This window comes from Palleronia sp. THAF1 (assembly GCF_009363795.1).
Taxonomy (GTDB): domain Bacteria; phylum Pseudomonadota; class Alphaproteobacteria; order Rhodobacterales; family Rhodobacteraceae; genus Palleronia.
On record NZ_CP045420.1, the window covers coordinates 2,203,394 to 2,221,437 of the forward strand.

Here is an 18,044-nt window from a genome sequence, read left to right on the forward strand (position 1 = left end):
TTTTGCTCGTATCCCCCAGCCTAGGCCGGGGGGAATGAGCCCGCAATCGCAAAAACCCGCGCCGCGTGCGCGGGCCGTTCGGTGTTACTCGTCGCCGTCGGGGACCTTGCGGCTTTCGACGATCTCGTCGACGTGGCCCCATTCCTTGGCTTCTTCCGGCGTCATCCACTTGTCGCGGTCCAGTGCCTTCTGCACCGTCTCGTAGTCCTGACCGGTGTGCTTCATGTACAAACGGTACATACGCTCACGCGTGTCTTCGATGGACTTGGCGCGGATCAGGATGTCCGACGCCGTGCCCTGCGCGCCGCCAGAGGGCTGGTGCACCAAGAATTCGGCGTTGGGCAATGCAAAGCGCTGCCCCTTCTCGCCGCCCACGGCCAGAACCGACCCCATGGACGCGGCCAAACCGCACACCAGCGTGGAAACGGCGGGCCGGATGTACTGCATCGTGTCGTAGATCGACATGCCCGATGTCACCTCGCCACCGGGCGAGTTGATGTACATGCTGATCTCTTTTTTCGGGTTCTCTGCTTCCAGGTGCAGAAGCTGGGCCACGATCAAATGGCTCATCCCGCTATGGATCGGGCCGTTCACGAAGACGATCCGCTCCTTCAGCAGGCGCGAGAAGATGTCGTACGCCCGCTCGCCGCGGCTGGTCTGCTCGACCACCATGGGAACCAGGTTGTTATATGTCTGAATGGGGTCGTTCACGGTCTGCTCTTCCTTTTCCGCCCGATCGAACCCAGACATAAGGAGGCCAGGCGGCAGTGCCAATCCCCCAAGCGCCGCCTATGTCTGCGCAATGGTTATCAATCCCACTCGCGCCGCCGGCCTGAACCGGCTTCACGACTTCCTGCCCCAGGCCGGAATCGCCTATGCCCGCAGGCGGAACGAAGACGATGTGTCCCACGTGTCGGGCCTGTCAACGTGGTTAATGCATCGCCTGCTAAGAGAAGCCGAAGTGATCGCCCCTGTCCGCAAGCAACACGGGGATGCGGCGGAAAAATTCGTGTCAGAGATTTTCTGGCGCACCTACTTCAAGGGCTACCTCGAACGCCGACCCTCCATCTGGGTCGACTACCGCGCAGAGGTTCGCCAAGGGCGCGACCGGTTGGCGACCGAGTCCGGCCTGCGCGCCCGGTGGGAAGCCGCGTGCAAAGGTGAGACCGGTCTAGACTGCTACGACCACTGGGCGCAGCAGTTGGTAAGCACGGGCTACCTGCACAATCACGCGCGGATGTGGACGGCGTCCATCTGGATATTCACGCTAGGCTTGCCCTGGGCGCTGGGAGCGGACTTCTTCCTGCGCCACCTGATGGACGGCGATCCGGCCTCGAACACCCTGTCGTGGCGCTGGGTGGGCGGCCTGCACACGCGTGGCAAGCACTATCTTGCAAGGGCTGAGAATATCAGGCGCTACACGGGTGGGCGCTTCGATCCTGTGGGACTAATGAACGAGGATGCCGACCCGCTGGACGGCCCGCCCGTGCCGGAGGTCTCGCCCGTGCCGCTGGGCGATGCGTGGTCGCAAGGCCGCGTCGGTTTGATCCTGCACCAAGACGACCTGTCGCCCGGCCTGCCTGAACCAGAGGGCATCGCCACGTTTCATATCCCCGACCGCCGCTCTCCTTGGACCACTGGCCGACACGCACGCGCGTTCACCGATGGCGCCTTGGCCGATGCCCGCGACAGGTTCGGGACCAACACACACCTTGCCAACGAGGACGCCGTGGCCGAATGGGCGGGCGCTTTCGACGCACTCGCCGCGCCATACGCTCCGCAAGGTCCTGCACGAGAGGCGCTCGACGCATTGCAGGTTCGCTTGGGCCGCCCTATCGCACGCATCATGGACCCGTGGGACACGCGCGCGTGGCATTACACCACAGCAGGTTACTTCAAGGTTAAGAAAGCGATCCCTCGCCTGCTGGACGGTTAATCCATTTTTCGCGGATCGCTCGCGTGTTAAACGATCTGTAATTTCCTTCGGATAGGACGAACCTTATGCTCCTGCGCGCCCTGTTGATCCTGCTTGCCCTGTCACTGCCTGCCGCAGCCCAGAACCGTGCCGCAATCGAAGGGCAATTCCGTACCTGGTTGGCGCAGACCGTCTGGCCGCAGGCGCGCGCGAAGGGCGTCAGCCAGCAGACTTTCAATGCAGCATTCCAAGGCGTCGGTCTCGACTGGGACCTGCCGGACCTTGTGCCGCCGGGAACGACACCCGGCCCGCGTCGCCAAAGCCAGGCGGAATTCGGCAGCCCCGGAAAGTACTTCAACCGCGGCTCTTTAGACGGCGCGACCAGCGTGGGTCGACAGATGGCCCGCGACCACGCCAGTACACTCGCTGCCATCGAACGCGCAACGGGCGTTCCGGGGCGTATCGTTTTGGGCATCTGGGGACGCGAAAGCGGGTATGGGCGTGTGAATATTCCCCACAACGCCTTTCGCGTGCTGGGCACCAAGGGCTTCATGTCCACCCGCCGCGACTACTTCACTGAAGAACTCGTGGCCTTGCTGCAGATCGCCGAAGCGGGCCACGCGCCAGAAGCCGCGATGAAATCCAGCTGGGCCGGGGCGCTGGGGCAACCGCAGTTCATGCCGTCATCCTTCCTGAAATACGCCGCCGACGGCAACGGCGACGGACGCGCAGACATCTGGCGGTCAGAGGCCGACACGATGGCGTCCATCGCGCGCTACCTGCAACAGCACGGCTGGCAACCGGGCCTTGACTGGGGGTTCGAGGTCACCGTGCCTGCGTCTGTCTCTTGCACTCTGGAAGGCCCCGATCAGGGCCGCCGCATCGCGGATTGGGCCGCCATGGGCATATCCCGCGTATCGGGCCGCCCCTTCCCAGACCACGAGGCGCGCGGCGAAGGCTTTCTGCTGATGCCCGCGGGCCGCAACGGCCCGGCCTTCATCGTTACGCCGAACTTCTATGTCCTGAAAGACTACAACATGAGCGACCTTTACGCCCTTTTCGTCGGCCACGTGGGCGACCGCATTCAGTACGGATCGGGCGACTTCTCGGGCCGCTGGGGCCAGGTCGGCGGCATGATGCGCTCGGACGTGGCTGCCATCCAGCGCGGTTTGGAAGCGCAGGGACACGACGTCGGCGGTGCGGATGGCTTGGCGGGCTTCAAGACCCGCCGCTCTATCGGTCGCTGGCAAGAGGCACAGGGCCGCCCCGCCACCTGCTTCCCCGAACGCAGCATGTCAGCGCAACTGGCGCGCTGACATCCCTTTTCTTTGGTCTAAGTAGTGAAAAGTCGACGCCTCGAAAGACACTAGACCATCATCGTGGCCTCGACCGCCCGTTTCCAGCGTCCGTATTTCTCGGCCCGAACGTCATCTTCCATCGACGGCTCGAATGACCGATCCAGTCTCCAGCTTTCCGCAAAACCGTCCATGTCCGGGTACACCCCGGCCTGCATCCCAGCGAGCCATGCCGCGCCCAGCGCCGTCGTCTCCAGCACCTCGGGCCGGTCCACCTGCGCGCCGATGATGTCCGACAGGAACTGCATCGCCCAGTCCGACGCGCTCATCCCGCCATCGACTCGCAACGTCTCGGGCTCACCCATGTCGTCCCAATCGGCCCGCATCGCTTCAAGCAGATCGCGGGTCTGGTAGCCGACCGATTCCAGCGCGGCCTTCGCCAGCTCCTCTGGCCCCGTACCACGGGTCAGACCGTAGACAGCCCCGCGACAATCGGCGTTCCAATATGGCGCACCAAGGCCAACGAACGCCGGCACCAGAACCACGTCCTGCCCATCGTCGGCACGCTCAGCCAAGCCTTGGGTCTCGGACGCCGAGCGGATGATCTTCAATCCGTCGCGCAACCACTGCACCACTGCACCCGCGATGAAGATCGAGCCTTCCAGCGCATAGGTCGGCTTGCCGTTCAGCTGGTAAGCGACGGTCGTCAGCAGCCGATTGCTGGACCGAACGGGCGTTTCGCCTGTGTTCAACAGGGCGAAGCACCCAGTGCCGTAGGTCGATTTCAGCATCCCCGGCTTGAAGCACGCCTGCCCGATGGTCGCCGCCTGCTGATCGCCCGCAACGCCGAGGATCGGGATTTCGCGCCCGAACAGATCAGCGCGCGCCATGCCAAAATCGCCCGCGCTGTCGCGCACCTCGGGCAGCATCTCCATCGGAACATCCAGCATCTTCGCTATGGTCGTCGACCAGCGGCCCTTGAAGCTGTCGTACATCAGCGTGCGGCAGGCGTTCGTCGCGTCCGTCACGTGGGACCGACCGCCCGTCATCTTCCAGATCAGCCAAGTGTCAACGGTCCCGAACAGCAGCTCGCCGTTGCGCGCCCGCTCTCGTGCACCATCGACGTGATCGAGGACCCACTTCAGCTTCGTGCCGGAAAAATAAGGATCGAGCAGAAGGCCTGTCTTCTCGATCACGGTCTCTTCGTGCCCGGCCTCCTTCAGCTCGCGGCAAATGTCGCTGGTGCGCCGATCCTGCCAGACGATAGCACGGTGGATCGGACGGCCCGTGTCCTTCTCCCAGACCACGACCGTCTCACGCTGATTGGTGATGCCGATCCCGGCGATATCGCCTTCCGCCACATTCGCCTTCTCGATCACCGAGCGGCAGACGGCGGCGGTCGAGGACCATAGGTCGTTCGCATCGTGCTCGACCCAGCCCGACTGCGGATAATGCTGGTCGAACTCTTCCTGCGCGGTGGCGACAATTTTCATGTCACCGTCGAAGATGATTGCGCGGCTGGACGTGGTGCCCTGGTCGATGGCGAGGATATGGGTCACGGTTGGCTCTCCCTGTTCTTTGCCGAACAGGGTGCGGCCCACGCGCGCGGGGTCAACCCCCTACTCTGCCGCCACCTTTTCCTGTGCGTCCTGCATCCAGGCGTCCAGCGCCGCAATCTCATCCTCGCTCATGCGCAGTCCCAGCTTGGTGCGCCGCCAGACAATATCCTCGGCCGTGCGGGCGTATTCGCGTTCCATCAGCCAGCGCACTTCGGCCTCGGTCAACGTGCCGCCGAAGTCGCGGCCCAGACCGCTTGGGTCGGTCGCGTTGCCGCAGATCGCCTTGGCGTCGGTGCCGTAGGCGCGGATCAGGCGGCGGGCGTGGTAGTCGGTCAGGAACGGATAGGCGGCGTGCAGGTCACGGATCAGCTTGTCCACGCCGTCCACCGGAAAGTTGCCACCCGGCATGGGCACGCGGGCGGTCCAGTCGTCCTTCATGTCGCCGAAATAAGGCTTCAGCTTGGCCAGCGCCTGCTCGGCCAGCTTGCGGTAGGTTGTGATCTTGCCACCGAAGACGCTCAACAACGGCGGCTCCGAGCCGACCGGCCCATCCGTGCGCGGGCCGTCATCCACGCTGAGCACATAGTCACGGGTCGCCGCCGTCGCCGATTTCGCACCGTCGTCGTACAAGGGGCGCACGCCGGAATAGGTCCAGACAACGTCATCCACCGTCACGGAGGTCTTGAAGTAGTTGTTGGCAAAGTCGCACAGGTATTTCTGCTCGTCAGGCGTGCAAACCGGCGTGACCGAAGGGTCATCCCCGTGATCACGGTCGGTGGTGCCGATCAGCGTGAAATCGGTCTCGTAGGGGATCGCGAAGATGATGCGGCCGTCTTCGCCTTGGAAGAAATAGGCCTTGTCGTGATCATAAAGCTTCGGGACCACGATATGCGAGCCGCGCACCAGCCGCACGCCTTCGGACGAATTCATGCGCACGGTGTTCTTCACCACGTTCTCGACCCATGGGCCGCCCGCGTTCACAAGCGCGCGTGCACGGATCACCTCTTGGCTACCGTCGCGCGTATCCTCCACCGTAACGGCCCAGACGCCGCCCTGCCGCTCTGCGGTGACAACCTTGGTGCGCACCATGATCCGTGCGCCGCGCTCTTCTGCGTCGCGGGCGTTCAGCACGACCAGACGCGAATCCTCGACCCAGCAATCGGAATACTCATATGCCTTGGCAAAGCGATCCTGAAGTGGTGCGCCCTCGGGCGCGGTCGTCAGGTCCAGCGTCCTGGTCGCAGGCAGGTGCTTCCGCCCACCCAGATTGTCGTACATGAACAGACCCATGCGGATGATCCAGTCGGGCCGCCGCCCCTTCATCCAGGGCATCACGGTGTTCAGAAGCTTCGACGTCGGTGTCTCACCCTCGAACCGCATGTCGGGGCTATAGGGCAGCACGAAGCGCATGGGCCAACTGATGTGGGGCATCGCTTCCAACAGGACTTCACGTTCGACCAGCGCCTTCTTGACCAAGCCAACCTCGAAGAATTCCAGGTAGCGCAGGCCGCCGTGGAACAGCTTGGTTGATTTGGACGAGGTCGCTCCCGCAAGATCGTTCATTTCGGCGAGCGCGACCTGCAGACCGCGCCCCTGCGCGTCCCGCGCGATGCCGGTTCCGTTGATGCCGCCGCCGATGACGAAAAGGTCGATTGGGTCGCTGCTCATGTCCGTGTCCTCGGGAATAGGCCTTTGGATGTTTCTGCGAACATAGACCGCTATGCGCCCAGTGTCAGGGGCGCGCGGCCATAGATCGCGCGGGCGGGGTGGAACAACGCGACAAGCCGAGCATTTGCACGGCATCCTGCACAAAATGAAAGCTGCGCCCATGTCCCGAACCGACGCCAAGGGCTGGCGCCCCTTTATCGCTGCATCGCTGGCTTTCTTCACCGTCATGGCGGGGGCCACCGTGCCCACGCCGCTTTACCCGCTGTATGCCGAGACCTACGGTTTCTCGCCCATCATCATCACCGCGATCTTCGCGATCTACAGCGTCGGCGTGATTGGCGCGCTGATCGTGACCGGCCCTTGGTCGGAAGAGATCGGACGCAAGCCCGTTCTGCTCGCAGGCGTTGCGACGGCGTTGCTCGCCTCGGTGGTCTTCGCGATCGCCGACGGTCTGTGGCTGATCCTGCTGGCGCGGTTGCTGCAGGGAGTGTCGGTCGGCCTATTCAACGCGGCGGCGACGATCGCGGTGTCAGAGTTTGCACCTAAGAGCCATCCACGGCTCGGGGCCATCATCGCGACAGTCGCGAACATGGGCGGCCTGGGGATGGGGGCAATCATCGGCGGCGTCGTCCTTACGGTCCTGCCATGGCCGCTGATATCGCCCTACCTTGTGCACATCGCGATGGCGGTTCTGGCAGGCGCGTTCCTGTGGCCCGCCCCTGACCCGGTCGAGCGCTCTGACAGCCCCGACCTGTCCCCCCAGTCGCTCGCCGTTCCGTCCGAGGTCCGCGACCTGTTCTTCCCCGCTGCGATCTCTGCCTTCTCCGGCTTCATGGTCTGCGGCTTTCTAGGCGCAGTCGCCCCCAGCTTTTTGGGAAAGGTCCTTGGATATGAAGGGTGGCACATCCTGATCGGCTTCACCGCCGGCCTGATCTTCTTAACCTCTTGCGCCGCACAGGCGGCAGAGGATTTCATGCCCCGCAAGCTGGTCTTGCCGCTTGGGATGGGCCTGCTGACGCTGGGCCTTGCTGCGATCACCGCGGCCCTTGCGGCATCGACACTGATCGGTCTGCTCGCCGCCATCGCCTTTGCAGGCCTCGGCCACGGCATCGCGTTCAAGGGCGGTCTATCCAGCCTGACGAACGCCGCGCCCGAAGATCAGGGCGCCAGCATCTCGGCCACGTATTTCACCGTGGCTTATGTCGCGATCTCGATCCCCGTGGTCATCATCGGTGCGCTTCAGACGGTGTTCGACCTGCAGCCCATCGCCGTCGGCTACGGCATCGCCGCCACACTTCTCAGCGCACTCGCCTTCGTTCTTATCCTGCGCCGTTGAATGCAAAGGGGCGCAGCTCCTGCGAGCCGCGCCCCTTTTTTCATCGTTCCCAAAATACCTAGGACAGCGCGAGGGGCACAGCCCCTCGCCCTTACAACTTTTGCAGCAGAGCGTTCACCGAATCCTTCGCATCGCCGTAGAACATCCGCGTGTTGTCCTTGTAGAACAGCGGGTTCTCGATGCCCGAATAGCCCGTGCCCTGACCACGCTTGGATACGAATACGTCCCGCGCCTCCCACACGTGCAGCACCGGCATACCGGCGATTGGACTGTTCGGATCGTCGTTCGCCGCCGGGTTCACGATGTCGTTCGAGCCAATGACGATCACCACGTCGGTGTCTTTGAAGTCCTCGTTGATCTCGTCCATCTCCAGCACGATGTCGTAGGGCACGCGCGCCTCGGCCAGCAGCACGTTCATGTGGCCAGGCAAACGACCCGCAACGGGGTGGATCGCGAAACGCACCGTCTTGCCGTCGTCGCGCAGTTTCTTCGTCAGTTCGGACACCGCCTGCTGCGCCTGTGCCACGGCCATGCCGTAGCCGGGCACAATGATGACCGAATCCGCTTCCTTCAGCGCATCCGCGACACCGTCGGCGTCGACGCTCGTCATCTCACCATCGACTTCCGCCGCCGGTCCGCCGGTGCCGCCGAAGCCGCCAAGGATCACGTTGACGAACTTTCGGTTCATCGCCTTGCACATGATGTAGGACAGGATCGCACCGGACGATCCCACCAGCGCGCCGGTCACGATCAGCAGATCGTTGCCCAGCGTAAAGCCGATCGCCGCCGCCGCCCAGCCGGAATAGCTGTTCAGCATCGACACGACCACGGGCATGTCAGCCCCGCCAATGCCAGAGATCAGGTGCCATCCGATGAAGCCTGCAACGATGGCCACAAGAAACATCGTCCAGATGCCGGCGCCGTTGAAATACAGTATCCCCAGCAGGATACATAGCGCCAAGGCGCCAGCGTTCAGCATGTGGCCGCCCGGAAGCTGAACAGGTTTGCCATCCACCTTTCCCGCAAGCTTGCCGAAGGCGATGACCGAGCCCGTAAAGGTCACGGCACCGATGAAGATGCCCAGGAAAACCTCGACCCGCAGGATATTGACCTCGACGAAGTCCTTGCTCCACAGCAGCTCGCCGAAGCCCGTCAGGTTCGCCTCTTCCAGCGTCATGCCGCTGTCGCGCATCTGCGTTACCGCGCCCAGCATCAGGTCGGCGTTCAGCCCGATGAACACCGCCGCCAAGCCGACGAAAGAGTGCAGCGCGGCCACCAGTTGCGGCATCTCGGTCATCTGCACCTTGCCCGCGACGTACCAGCCGGCAAAGCCGCCCGCCGCCACGGCGATCAGGATCAGCCAGACGTTTTGCACACCCGGCCCGAAGACCGTGGCAAAGACCGCCAGCGCCATGCCAGCAATACCGTACCAGATCGCGCGCTTGGCGCTTTCCTGATCCTTCAACCCGCCCAGCGACAGGATGAAGAGGATGGTGGCGATGATATAGGCCGCCGATTGTGCCCCTGCTTCAAACATGGATCCTGCCCCTTACGACTTGACGAACATCGACAGCATCCGGCGCGTGACCAGAAAACCCCCGACGATATTGATGGACGCGATCAGCACCGCGATGAAGCTGAGGAAGACCACCAGCCAACTGCCTGAACCGATCTGCAAAAGCGCACCCAGGATGATGATGCCCGAGATCGCGTTAGTCACCGCCATCAGCGGCGTATGCAGGCTGTGCGCCACGCCCCAGATCACCTGGAAGCCTACGAAACAGGCCAGCGCGAACACGATGAAGTGCGACATGAACGATTCCGGGGCGACAGAGCCGACGAGCAACATGATCACCGCGCCGACGACCAGCAGCCCGACCTGGCTTTGCGTCTGCTTCTTGAAGGTCGCGACCTCTTCGGCGCGCTTTTCTTCCGCGGTCTTCTCCTTGGGCTTCTCGGCCTTCGGTTTGGCGGGCGACGGGTTCTCGCGCTTGGGTGGCGGCCATGTTACCTCTCCGCCGTGGGCGATGGTGGAATCCCGGATGACCTGATCTTCCATGTTCTGATTGACCGTGCCGTCCTTCTCGGGCGTCAGGTCGGTCAGCATGTGGCGGATGTTCGTGGAATACAGCGTCGAAGACTGCTTCGCCATACGGCTGGGGAAGTCGGTGTAGCCGATGATGATGACGCCGTTGTCGGTGACGATACGCTCGTCCTTCACCGTCATCTTGCAGTTGCCACCCTTCTCGGCGGCAAGGTCGACGATGACCGATCCGGGCTTCATCGCCTCGACCATCTCCTTGGTCCACAACTCCGGCGCTTCGCGGTTCGGGATCAGGGCGGTGGTGATGACGATGTCGATCTCTGGCGCTTGCTCCAGGAACAGCGCAAGCTGCTTTTCGCGGAACTCGGGGCTGGATGGGGCGGCATAGCCCCCTTCGCCCACGCCCTCGGTGTCCTCGAAGTCGAGGAACAGGAACTCTGCCCCCATCGATTCGATCTGCTCGGCGGTCTCGGGTCGCACGTCGAACGCGCGCACGATGGCACCCAGCGACGTGGCGGTGCCCAGCGCGGCCAGACCGGCGACGCCAGCGCCGACAACGAGGATCTTCGCGGGCGGCACCTTTCCGGCGGCGGTGACCTGCCCGGTCAAGAAGCGCCCGAAGATATTCGCCGCCTCGATCACCGCGCGATAGCCCGCGATGTTCGCCATGGACGACAGCGCGTCCATCTTCTGCGCGCGGGAAATGCGCGGCACCATGTCCATCGCGATCAGCGTGGCGCCCTTGTCGGCGGCCTTCTTCATCAGCGCTTCGTTTTCGGCCGGGTAGAAGAACGAGATCAGCGTCTGCCCCTCGCGCATCATCTCGACCTCGGCCTCGGTCGGCGGGCGGACCTTGGCGATCACGTCGCAGGCGTCGAACACGGCCTTGGCGCTGTCCAACACCTCGACATCTGCACCGCGATACAGATCGTCCGAGATATCCGCGCGCGATCCGGCTCCGGCCTCGATCACGCAGCTATGGCCCAGCTTCTGGATGGCTTCCGCCGATTGCGGAGTCAGCGCAACCCGCGCCTCGGTTTCCTGGCTTTCCTTGACGACACCGAACTTCACGGCCCACTCCCCTTGGTTTTGCTTGAAAGCGTCATGCCCGACGCAAGATTGTTACGCAAGTGCGCGCCCGCGGGATGCAATCGTATACCACACAATCACACCCAACGGGGCACCGCCTGCATCCACGGATCGACCGCGGCACCGAAAGCGGCGCGCAGTCGGCCTTCTTCCGGCAGGATGAACCGTGCGCGAAGAATCACGACCAGAACAGCGGCACATAGCAGGCCCAGTGGCGCGCCCGCCCAAAGGCTCGCCCCGCAGACGATCAGCACATCGCCCAAGTAGATCGGGTTGCGAGAGAACCGGAAAGGGCCGGTGGTGACCAGCGCGCTGGGCTGCGTGTGCGGCAACGGATTGGTGCGCGCTGCCAGCATCGTCAGTGTGGCCCAGAGCATCAGCCCCAAAGCCGCCGCGATCAGTGCAAGACCCAACATTGTCCAGCCCGGCACCGCGACGTGCCACAGCCGGGCCGACCCGAGTGCGGCCAGCGTCATGCCCAGTGCCCACCACGGCGGGAAATCGATCCATCGCATATCGCTTGCACGCCCCTTTCGCACCCGCCACGCTAGTGCGCAGACAGCGGAGGATACAATGGCGAACCTTGCAGGAAAACACGCTCTGATCACCGGCGGCGGATCGGGCATCGGTCTGGCCATCGCGGTGGCGTTGAAAGACAACGGAGCCAGCGTCACCATCACGGGCCGCACCGAAGCGCGCCTGCGCGACGCTGCAGAAGCCCATGGCCTGCACCCGCAAGTCATGGATGTGACGGACGAGGCATCGGTCGCAGACGGCACGGCTGCAGCCGTCGACGCGCATGGCCCCATCGCGATCTGCGTCGCCAACGCGGGAATTGCCGAGGGCCGCAGCCTGCACAAGACGGACCTCGCCTTCTGGCGGCAGATCACATCCACGAACCTTGACGGTGCGTTCCTGACGATCCGCGAGTCGCTGAAATCCATGCGCGATCTCGACTACGGGCGCGTCATCGCCGTCAGTTCGATTGCGGGCGTGCGGGGCTTGAAGGGCGCGCCCGCCTACACGGCCAGCAAGCACGGCGTCATCGGCCTGATCCGGGGCCTGTCCGAAGACTTCCTTGGCAAACCGCAGACCTTCAACGCGATCTGCCCGGCTTATGTCGACACAGATATCGTCTCGCGCAACGTAACCTCCATCGCCGACCGCGCGGGGGTGTCGCAGGACGAAGCGCTGAAGATCATGGTCAGCCAGAACCGCCACGGCCGCCTGATCGACGCCAATGAAGTCGCGCGCACCGCCCTATGGCTTTGCGATCCGGCCAGCGCGTCGGTGAACGGGCAATGCATCGAAATTGCGGGCGGCATGGCCTGACCGCGGCCGCTCTTCTTTGCTCTTCTAAAATACCCCCCGGGGGACCGCGTAGTGGCGGGGGAAGAACGCATCCTCCGCCGTCTGACCAAAGGACCACGATGACCGATTTCACCGCCACCCGCGCCCTGTTCGATCTGCCCGATGGTCTGACCTATCTGGACGGGAACTCTCTGGGTCCGATGGCCAAGGCCGTCCCCGACCGGGTGGGCCATGCAATCCGCTCCGAATGGGGGCAAGAGCTGATCCGCGCTTGGAACAGCGCGGGCTGGATGGAGATGCCGGACCGTTTGGGCGACCGCATCGCCCCCCTGATCGGCGCCGCACCCGGAACCGTGTCCACTGGCGACACGCTGTCGATCAAGGTGCATCAGGCTCTGTCCGCCGCACTGAGCCTGACGGATCGCAAGGTGATCCTGTCCGACACCGGCAATTTCCCCACCGATCTGTATATCGCGCAGGGTATCGTGGATGCGCTGGATCGCGGGCTGGAATTGCGCTGCGTCGCCCCAGAAGAGATTGAGGCGCATATGACCGACGAAATCGCCGTTTTGATGTTGACCGAGGTGGACTACCGCACCGGGCGGCGCCACGACATGGCGCATCTGTCCCGTATCGCCCGTGAGCAAGGCATCGTGACGCTGTGGGACTTGGCCCATTCCGCCGGGGCCTTCCCGGTCGATAGCGCGGCGCACGCCGATTTCGCCGTGGGCTGCACCTACAAATACCTTAACTCCGGCCCGGGTGGCCCCGCCTTCATCGCCGTGCCGGATGCGGTTGCAGATCGGATCGACCCTGCCTTGCCGGGATGGTTGGGCCACGCGGCACCGTTCGACTTCGACCGCGACTACCGCCCCGCACAAGCCGCGCGCCGGTTCCGCATCGGCACACCGCCCATCCTGCAAATGGCCGCGCTCGACGCCGCGCTGGACGCTTGGGATGGGGTGTCGATGCAGGATGTGCGCAGCCGGTCACTTGCCCTGTCGCAACGCTTGATCGCGGGGGTAGAGGCCGACTGCCCGTCCCTGACGCTTGCATCCCCACGAGAGGACGCGCACCGCGGCAGCCAGGTGTCGTTCCGCCACCCACAGGCCTACGCGATTTGCCAGGCGCTGATCGCTCACGATGTCATCGGCGACTTCCGCGCGCCCGATATCCTGCGCTTCGGCATCACGCCGCTTTACATCGGCGAAGCGGAAATCGACGCCGCCATCGCCACGATGGCCCGCATCATGCAGGATCGTCTTTACGAAGACCCACGCTTCCAGACCCGCCAAGCCGTAACATAGGTCGGAACGGCGCGGGCCGGTTTGCCGTTGATCATAGAATTTGATGGAGCCGCCCGTGCCAGACCTTCGCCTATCGCTTATCGCCGGACTGATGCTCTGCGCCGCCCCAGCCACCGCGCAAGACGACACACCGCAGGACGATGTGCCCTTGGGCGGGGTTGGGCGATTGGCCTGTTCGCAAGTTACCGGGGCCGGGAACCTGCCCTATCTTAGCCAAGCTGCCGATTGGGCCCTGGGCTACATGGCCGGGCGGCTCGACGCGGGACAGGTTCTGCAGGACGATGCGGCCCTGTCCCCCGCAGACCCCATCGACCTGGTGACGGGCATTGCAACACGCTGCACCGAAACGCCAGATGCCCCCGTGATCGACGCCGTACGAGATATCGCGGCCAAGGTCTTCGGAGACGCAGCCGATGCCGGCCCTGTCGTGGCGGACGCCCCCCCGCCCGAACCGGACCTGCCAGAGCCCATCGCCCCCCGTGAAACACAAGCGCCACCAGCGCGGCCGGATGGGATAGAGCAAACCACGCCAGAGGATGACACTTCAACGGAACAGGACGAAACAGAAGACACCTGACTTACGCAATCGCGCGCGTCGGAACGGATCGCGCTCCCGCGGACCACATGCGAACCGCGTCGCCAAAGGCGGTGAACAGCTTGCGCGAGACCGGATCAATCCCCGAATTGTATTCGGGATGCCATTGCACCGACAGCGTAAAGCCCGGCGCGTCCGCCACATAGGCCGCTTCCGGCGTGCCGTCCTGCGCGCGACCGTCGATCACGAAGCGCGGCCCCGCCTTCGTCACACCCTGCCCGTGCAGCGTGTTCGTCCGCACCGTCCGCTCGCCCATCAGCCGATGGAACGGGCCGCCGTCGCTGAAGGTCACGTCATGGCGCAGGGCGAACTTTTCCTCGATGGTGCCGTCGGGCGGCATGCGATGGTTCTCGATCCCCGGCAGATCGCGGATTTCGGGGTGCAGGGTCGACCCGAAGGCGACGGCCACTTCCTGATACCCACGGCAGATCGCCAGATAGGGCTGGCCCCGCTTGGTCAGCGCCCGGATCAACGGAAGCGCCACGCTGTCACGACCCCGGTCGAAATCACCGTGCGCTTCGGTCTCTTCGTGGCCGTATTCTTCAGGGTGGACATTGGGTCGCCCGCCGGGGAACAGGAAGCCGTCGCAGCTGTCCATCAGATCTTCGATCGACACCAACGCCGGGTCGGCGGGCACGATCAACGGCAGCGCGCCGGTGACATTCGCCACCGAGTCAGAAATCATCAATCCGCCGCCATGGATGCGGTAGGTGTCGTTCAAAAGATGATGATTGCCGATGATGCCGACGACCGGGCGGGACATAAGACGCTCCTGAATGCAGTCGCGGCAATATAGTCACGCCGGGGCCGACCTTACAACCGGCCCCCGGCGTTGCGATCAGGCGGCGCCGGTCAGCCCGGCTGCCTCCAGCCCCTTCATTCCGACCATCGCATCGTTGTCAGATGTATCGCCGGTGATGCCCAGCGCACCGATCACCGCGTCGCCGTCCTTGATGAGGATACCGCCCGGCACCGGCACCACGGCACCGCCGAATAATCCATTCATCGCGGTCATGAAGTAATGCTGATCTTCGGCCCGCTGCATCTGCGCCGATCCGGGCATCCCAAGCATTACCGCACCATGTGCCTTTCCATGCGCGACAGCGAACCGGCCCGGAGCCGCCCCGTCCTGACGCTCGAACGCCAACACATGCCCGCCCGCGTCCAACACCACGGCCGACAGCGGCTTCAATCCCGCTTCGGCACCGGCGTCGAATGTGGCGCGGATCGCCGTGCGCGCTTGGTCCAAGGTGATTTTCATTGCGCGTTCCCCTGCTTCATCTTGTCAGAAATACTCACTCCGCCTTCGCCTTCTGACGATAGGCGTGAAGCAGCGGCTCGGTATAGCCCGACGGCTGTTCACGCCCCTTGAACACCAGATCACAGGCGGCTTTGAAGGCAGGGCCGTCGAAGCCCGGCGCCATCGGTGTGTAGGACGGATCATCCTTGTTCTGGCCGTCGACGACGCCCGCCATCTTCTTCATCGTCTCCATCACGCGGTCTTCGGAGATCACGCCGTGGTGCAGCCAATTCGCCAGCGCTTGCGATGAAATCCGGCAGGTCGCGCGGTCTTCCATCAGGCCAACATCGTGGATGTCGGGCACCTTCGAACACCCGACGCCCTGATCCACCCAGCGCACCACATAGCCAAGGATGCCCTGCGCGTTGTTTTCGATCTCGGAAGTGATGTCGTCCTCGGACCAGTTTTCGGTCGCGATAGGCAGGGTCAGCAACTGGTCCAGCGTCGCGCGCGGACCGCCTTGCGCCAACTCCTCCTGCACCTCTTTCACGCTGACCTGATGGTAGTGCAGCGCGTGCAGCGTCGCGGCGGTGGGCGATGGCACCCAGGCACAGGTCGCGCCCGATTTCGGGTGGCCGATCTTCTGCTCCAGCATGTCAGCCATGCGGTCGGGCATCGCCCACATGCCCTTGCCGATCTGGGCACGCCCGCGCAGACCGCAGGCCAGACCGATATCGACGTTGCGATCCTCGTAGGCCTTGATCCAGTCGGCGTTCTTCATCTCGCCCTTGCGGACCATCGGTCCCGCTTCCATCGCGGTGTGGATCTCGTCTCCGGTACGATCAAGGAAGCCGGTGTTGATGAACGCCACGCGATTCTTCGCAGCGCGCAGGCATTCCTTCAGGTTCGCTGAGGTGCGCCGCTCTTCGTCCATGATGCCGATCTTCACCGTGTTGGCAGGCAGGCCGAGCATCTTTTCCACGTGGCCGAAAATGCGGTCGGTGAACGCCACCTCTTCGGGGCCGTGCATCTTCGGCTTCACGACGTAGACCGATCCGGTGACAGAGTTGCCGCCCTCGCGGTTCAGGTCGTGCATGGCGCAAAGCGTGGTCATCGCAGCGTCCAGAAGGCCCTCGAACACCTCGTTCCCGTCGCGATCCAGGATCGCGGGGTTCGTCATCAGGTGACCGACGTTGCGCACCAGCATCAGCGCGCGGCCCTTGACCGTGACGTCACCACCGTCGGGCGCGGTGTAGGTGCGGTCCGCCGCCAGCTCGCGGGTGAAGGTCTTGCCGCCCTTCTCAACGCTCTCGGTAAGGTCGCCGCGCATGAGGCCCAGCCAATTGGTGTAGGCCAGCACCTTGTCTTCGGCATCCACGGCGGCGACCGAATCCTCGCAGTCCATGATCGCGGACATCGCGCTTTCAAGCTGTACGTCGGCCAGACCCGCTTGGTCCTGCTTGCCGATCTGGTGGTCGCGGTCGATTACAAGTTCGACGTGCAAGCCATTGTGCTTCAATAGAATATGCGTCGGTGCCTCTTTCGGCCCACGGTAGCCCGCAAAGGCGTCCTTGTCGGCCAACGGCAGAGTGTGTTCGACACCGGGCGTATTGCCCGTGGGGGTCATGCTGTCGCTCTTGCGCATTTCGTCGGTGTTGCGCCAGTCCTGATCATTCAGGATCAGCGCCTCCAGCCCCTCTTCGGCGACTTGGTAGCCAACGGCCATCTTGTGGCTGCCCGATACCAGCGGGAAATGCGCGTCCAATACATCCTTCGCGCGGTCGATCACGCGCTTGCCGCGCTCGGGGTCGTAGTCCTTACCGGACGGCAAATCGCCCAGCGCGTCGGTGCCGTAAAGCGCGTCGTACAGCGACCCCCACCGCGCGTTCGCGGCGTTGAGCGCGTAGCGTGCGTTCATGATCGGCACGACCAGCTGCGGGCCGGGTATATCCGCGATCTCGGGATCGGTTTGCGCGGTCTCAATCTGGAAATCCGCGCCTTCGGACACAAGATAGCCGATTTCGCGCAAGAAATCTGTGTAGGCGGCGCGGTCCTGCACCTTGCCGGGATTGTCGCGATGCCAAGCGTCGATCTTGCCCTGTATCTCTTCCCGCTTGTCCAGCAGAGCCCGGTTTTCCGGACCCATATCGTGCATCAGATCCGACAGACCTTTCCAGAACGAATCCGCCGATACATCCAGCCCGTTCAGCGCCATGTTTTCAACGAAATCGGCCAGTACGTCGGCCACCTGCAATCCGTGCTTCTCGACCCGGTCGGTCATGTCCCGCCCCCCTTGTTGCGCTCCGACCGACAGCGGTCAGAGCAGTATTTCACGTCGTCCCAGACGTTTCGCCACTTCTTGCGCCACGTGAAGGGGCGACCGCAAGTGGCACAGATCTTTGTCGGTAAATCGCTTTTGCGCGTTCCGCGCGGCATTACTCGGCGGACTGTTCCGTCGCCGCGCCCTCGGCGCCGATGGGCGTGTCGTCACCCGGTTCGTTGCCGGTCATGGTGATGTAGACGATCAAGCCGATCAGCAGCACGACCGCCCAGACGATCATCCAGGCCATGCCCATCAAGGGCGTCTTGTGGCGGCGCTTCTGCTTTTCGACGTCAGTGTTCGGTGCAGACATCTTGTGTCCTTTCATGTCTTGTCGATCGGCCCGCGGGGGGCAATGTGTTGGG

At 63.8% G+C, this 18,044-nt stretch carries 17 protein-coding genes; 6 read left to right on the forward strand and 11 right to left on the reverse strand.

Going from position 1 to position 18,044, the window contains the following annotated elements; translation table 11 throughout:
• Positions 1-84: 84 nt before the first annotated feature.
• On the reverse strand, positions 85-711 hold the full coding sequence (locus FIU81_RS10865; RefSeq protein WP_124112292.1) for an ATP-dependent Clp protease proteolytic subunit: 627 nt from the start codon (positions 709-711) through the stop codon (positions 85-87).
• 91 nt (positions 712-802) lie between these two features.
• On the opposite strand from FIU81_RS10865, the gene FIU81_RS10870 reads away from it, so the two are divergent.
• Positions 803-1,936: an FAD-binding domain-containing protein gene (locus FIU81_RS10870; protein ID WP_124112256.1), complete on the forward strand. Its 1,134-nt coding sequence runs from the start codon at positions 803-805 to the stop codon at positions 1,934-1,936.
• A 65-nt stretch (positions 1,937-2,001) separates the two neighbouring features.
• Entirely contained in the window at positions 2,002-3,231 is a 1,230-nt protein-coding gene (locus FIU81_RS10875; RefSeq protein ID WP_124112257.1) for a lytic murein transglycosylase, read from the forward strand.
• Between the two features lie 50 nt (positions 3,232-3,281).
• On the opposite strand, the gene glpK is transcribed toward FIU81_RS10875, so the two are convergent.
• Both glpK and glpD read right to left on the reverse strand, forming a co-directional pair.
• Positions 3,282-4,769, reverse strand: coding sequence for a glycerol kinase GlpK (gene glpK / locus FIU81_RS10880; RefSeq protein ID WP_124112293.1), 1,488 nt, complete (start codon positions 4,767-4,769; stop codon positions 3,282-3,284).
• 60 nt (positions 4,770-4,829) lie between these two features.
• Positions 4,830-6,437, reverse strand: coding sequence for a glycerol-3-phosphate dehydrogenase (gene glpD, locus FIU81_RS10885; protein ID WP_124112258.1), 1,608 nt, complete (start codon positions 6,435-6,437; stop codon positions 4,830-4,832).
• Between the two features lie 160 nt (positions 6,438-6,597).
• On the opposite strand from glpD, the gene FIU81_RS10890 reads away from it, so the two are divergent.
• Positions 6,598-7,773 carry an MFS transporter gene (locus FIU81_RS10890; RefSeq protein ID WP_172971458.1) on the forward strand — a complete coding sequence of 392 codons (1,176 nt, stop codon included), beginning with the start codon at positions 6,598-6,600 and terminating at the stop codon, positions 7,771-7,773.
• Between the two features lie 91 nt (positions 7,774-7,864).
• Here FIU81_RS10890 and FIU81_RS10895 read toward each other — a convergent pair whose 3' ends face one another.
• The 3 genes from FIU81_RS10895 to FIU81_RS10905 form a co-directional block, all read right to left on the reverse strand.
• Positions 7,865-9,310: an NAD(P)(+) transhydrogenase (Re/Si-specific) subunit beta gene (locus FIU81_RS10895; protein ID WP_124112260.1), complete on the reverse strand. Its 1,446-nt coding sequence runs from the start codon at positions 9,308-9,310 to the stop codon at positions 7,865-7,867.
• A 12-nt stretch (positions 9,311-9,322) separates the two neighbouring features.
• Complete coding sequence (locus FIU81_RS10900) at positions 9,323-10,888, reverse strand: Re/Si-specific NAD(P)(+) transhydrogenase subunit alpha (RefSeq protein ID WP_124112261.1); 1,566 nt, start codon at positions 10,886-10,888, stop codon at positions 9,323-9,325.
• Positions 10,889-10,983: 95 nt separating this feature from the next.
• A complete protein-coding gene (locus FIU81_RS10905; protein WP_124112262.1) occupies positions 10,984-11,421 on the reverse strand; it encodes a methyltransferase family protein in 438 nt (145 codons plus the stop codon).
• A 58-nt stretch (positions 11,422-11,479) separates the two neighbouring features.
• Between FIU81_RS10905 and FIU81_RS10910 the strand changes: the two genes are divergently transcribed.
• From FIU81_RS10910 to FIU81_RS10920, 3 genes are all read left to right on the forward strand, one after another.
• Positions 11,480-12,238, forward strand: coding sequence for an SDR family NAD(P)-dependent oxidoreductase (locus FIU81_RS10910; protein WP_124112263.1), 759 nt, complete (start codon positions 11,480-11,482; stop codon positions 12,236-12,238).
• A 98-nt stretch (positions 12,239-12,336) separates the two neighbouring features.
• Positions 12,337-13,524, forward strand: coding sequence for a kynureninase (gene kynU, locus FIU81_RS10915; RefSeq protein WP_124112264.1), 1,188 nt, complete (start codon positions 12,337-12,339; stop codon positions 13,522-13,524).
• Positions 13,525-13,579: 55 nt separating this feature from the next.
• Entirely contained in the window at positions 13,580-14,101 is a 522-nt protein-coding gene (locus FIU81_RS10920; protein WP_124112265.1) for a hypothetical protein, read from the forward strand.
• A 1-nt stretch (position 14,102) separates the two neighbouring features.
• Here FIU81_RS10920 and FIU81_RS10925 read toward each other — a convergent pair whose 3' ends face one another.
• The 5 genes from FIU81_RS10925 to FIU81_RS10945 all read right to left on the reverse strand — a co-directional run bounded on the left by FIU81_RS10925 (position 14,103) and on the right by FIU81_RS10945 (position 17,992).
• Positions 14,103-14,882 (reverse strand): gamma-glutamyl-gamma-aminobutyrate hydrolase family protein, encoded by a 780-nt coding sequence (locus FIU81_RS10925; RefSeq protein ID WP_124112266.1) that lies wholly within the window; start codon positions 14,880-14,882, stop codon positions 14,103-14,105.
• A 75-nt stretch (positions 14,883-14,957) separates the two neighbouring features.
• Positions 14,958-15,380 carry a GlcG/HbpS family heme-binding protein gene (locus FIU81_RS10930; RefSeq protein ID WP_124112267.1) on the reverse strand — a complete coding sequence of 141 codons (423 nt, stop codon included), beginning with the start codon at positions 15,378-15,380 and terminating at the stop codon, positions 14,958-14,960.
• A gap of 34 nt (positions 15,381-15,414) precedes the next feature.
• Positions 15,415-17,640 (reverse strand): malate synthase G, encoded by a 2,226-nt coding sequence (locus tag FIU81_RS10935; protein ID WP_124112268.1) that lies wholly within the window; start codon positions 17,638-17,640, stop codon positions 15,415-15,417.
• Complete coding sequence (locus FIU81_RS17170) at positions 17,637-17,795, reverse strand: DUF2256 domain-containing protein (RefSeq protein WP_124112269.1); 159 nt, start codon at positions 17,793-17,795, stop codon at positions 17,637-17,639. Before FIU81_RS17170 ends, FIU81_RS10935 begins: the two co-directional genes overlap by 4 nt.
• Complete coding sequence (locus FIU81_RS10945; protein WP_124112270.1) at positions 17,795-17,992, reverse strand: hypothetical protein; 198 nt, start codon at positions 17,990-17,992, stop codon at positions 17,795-17,797. The genes FIU81_RS17170 and FIU81_RS10945 overlap by 1 nt, the downstream gene beginning before the upstream one ends.
• Positions 17,993-18,044 lie beyond the last annotated feature (52 nt).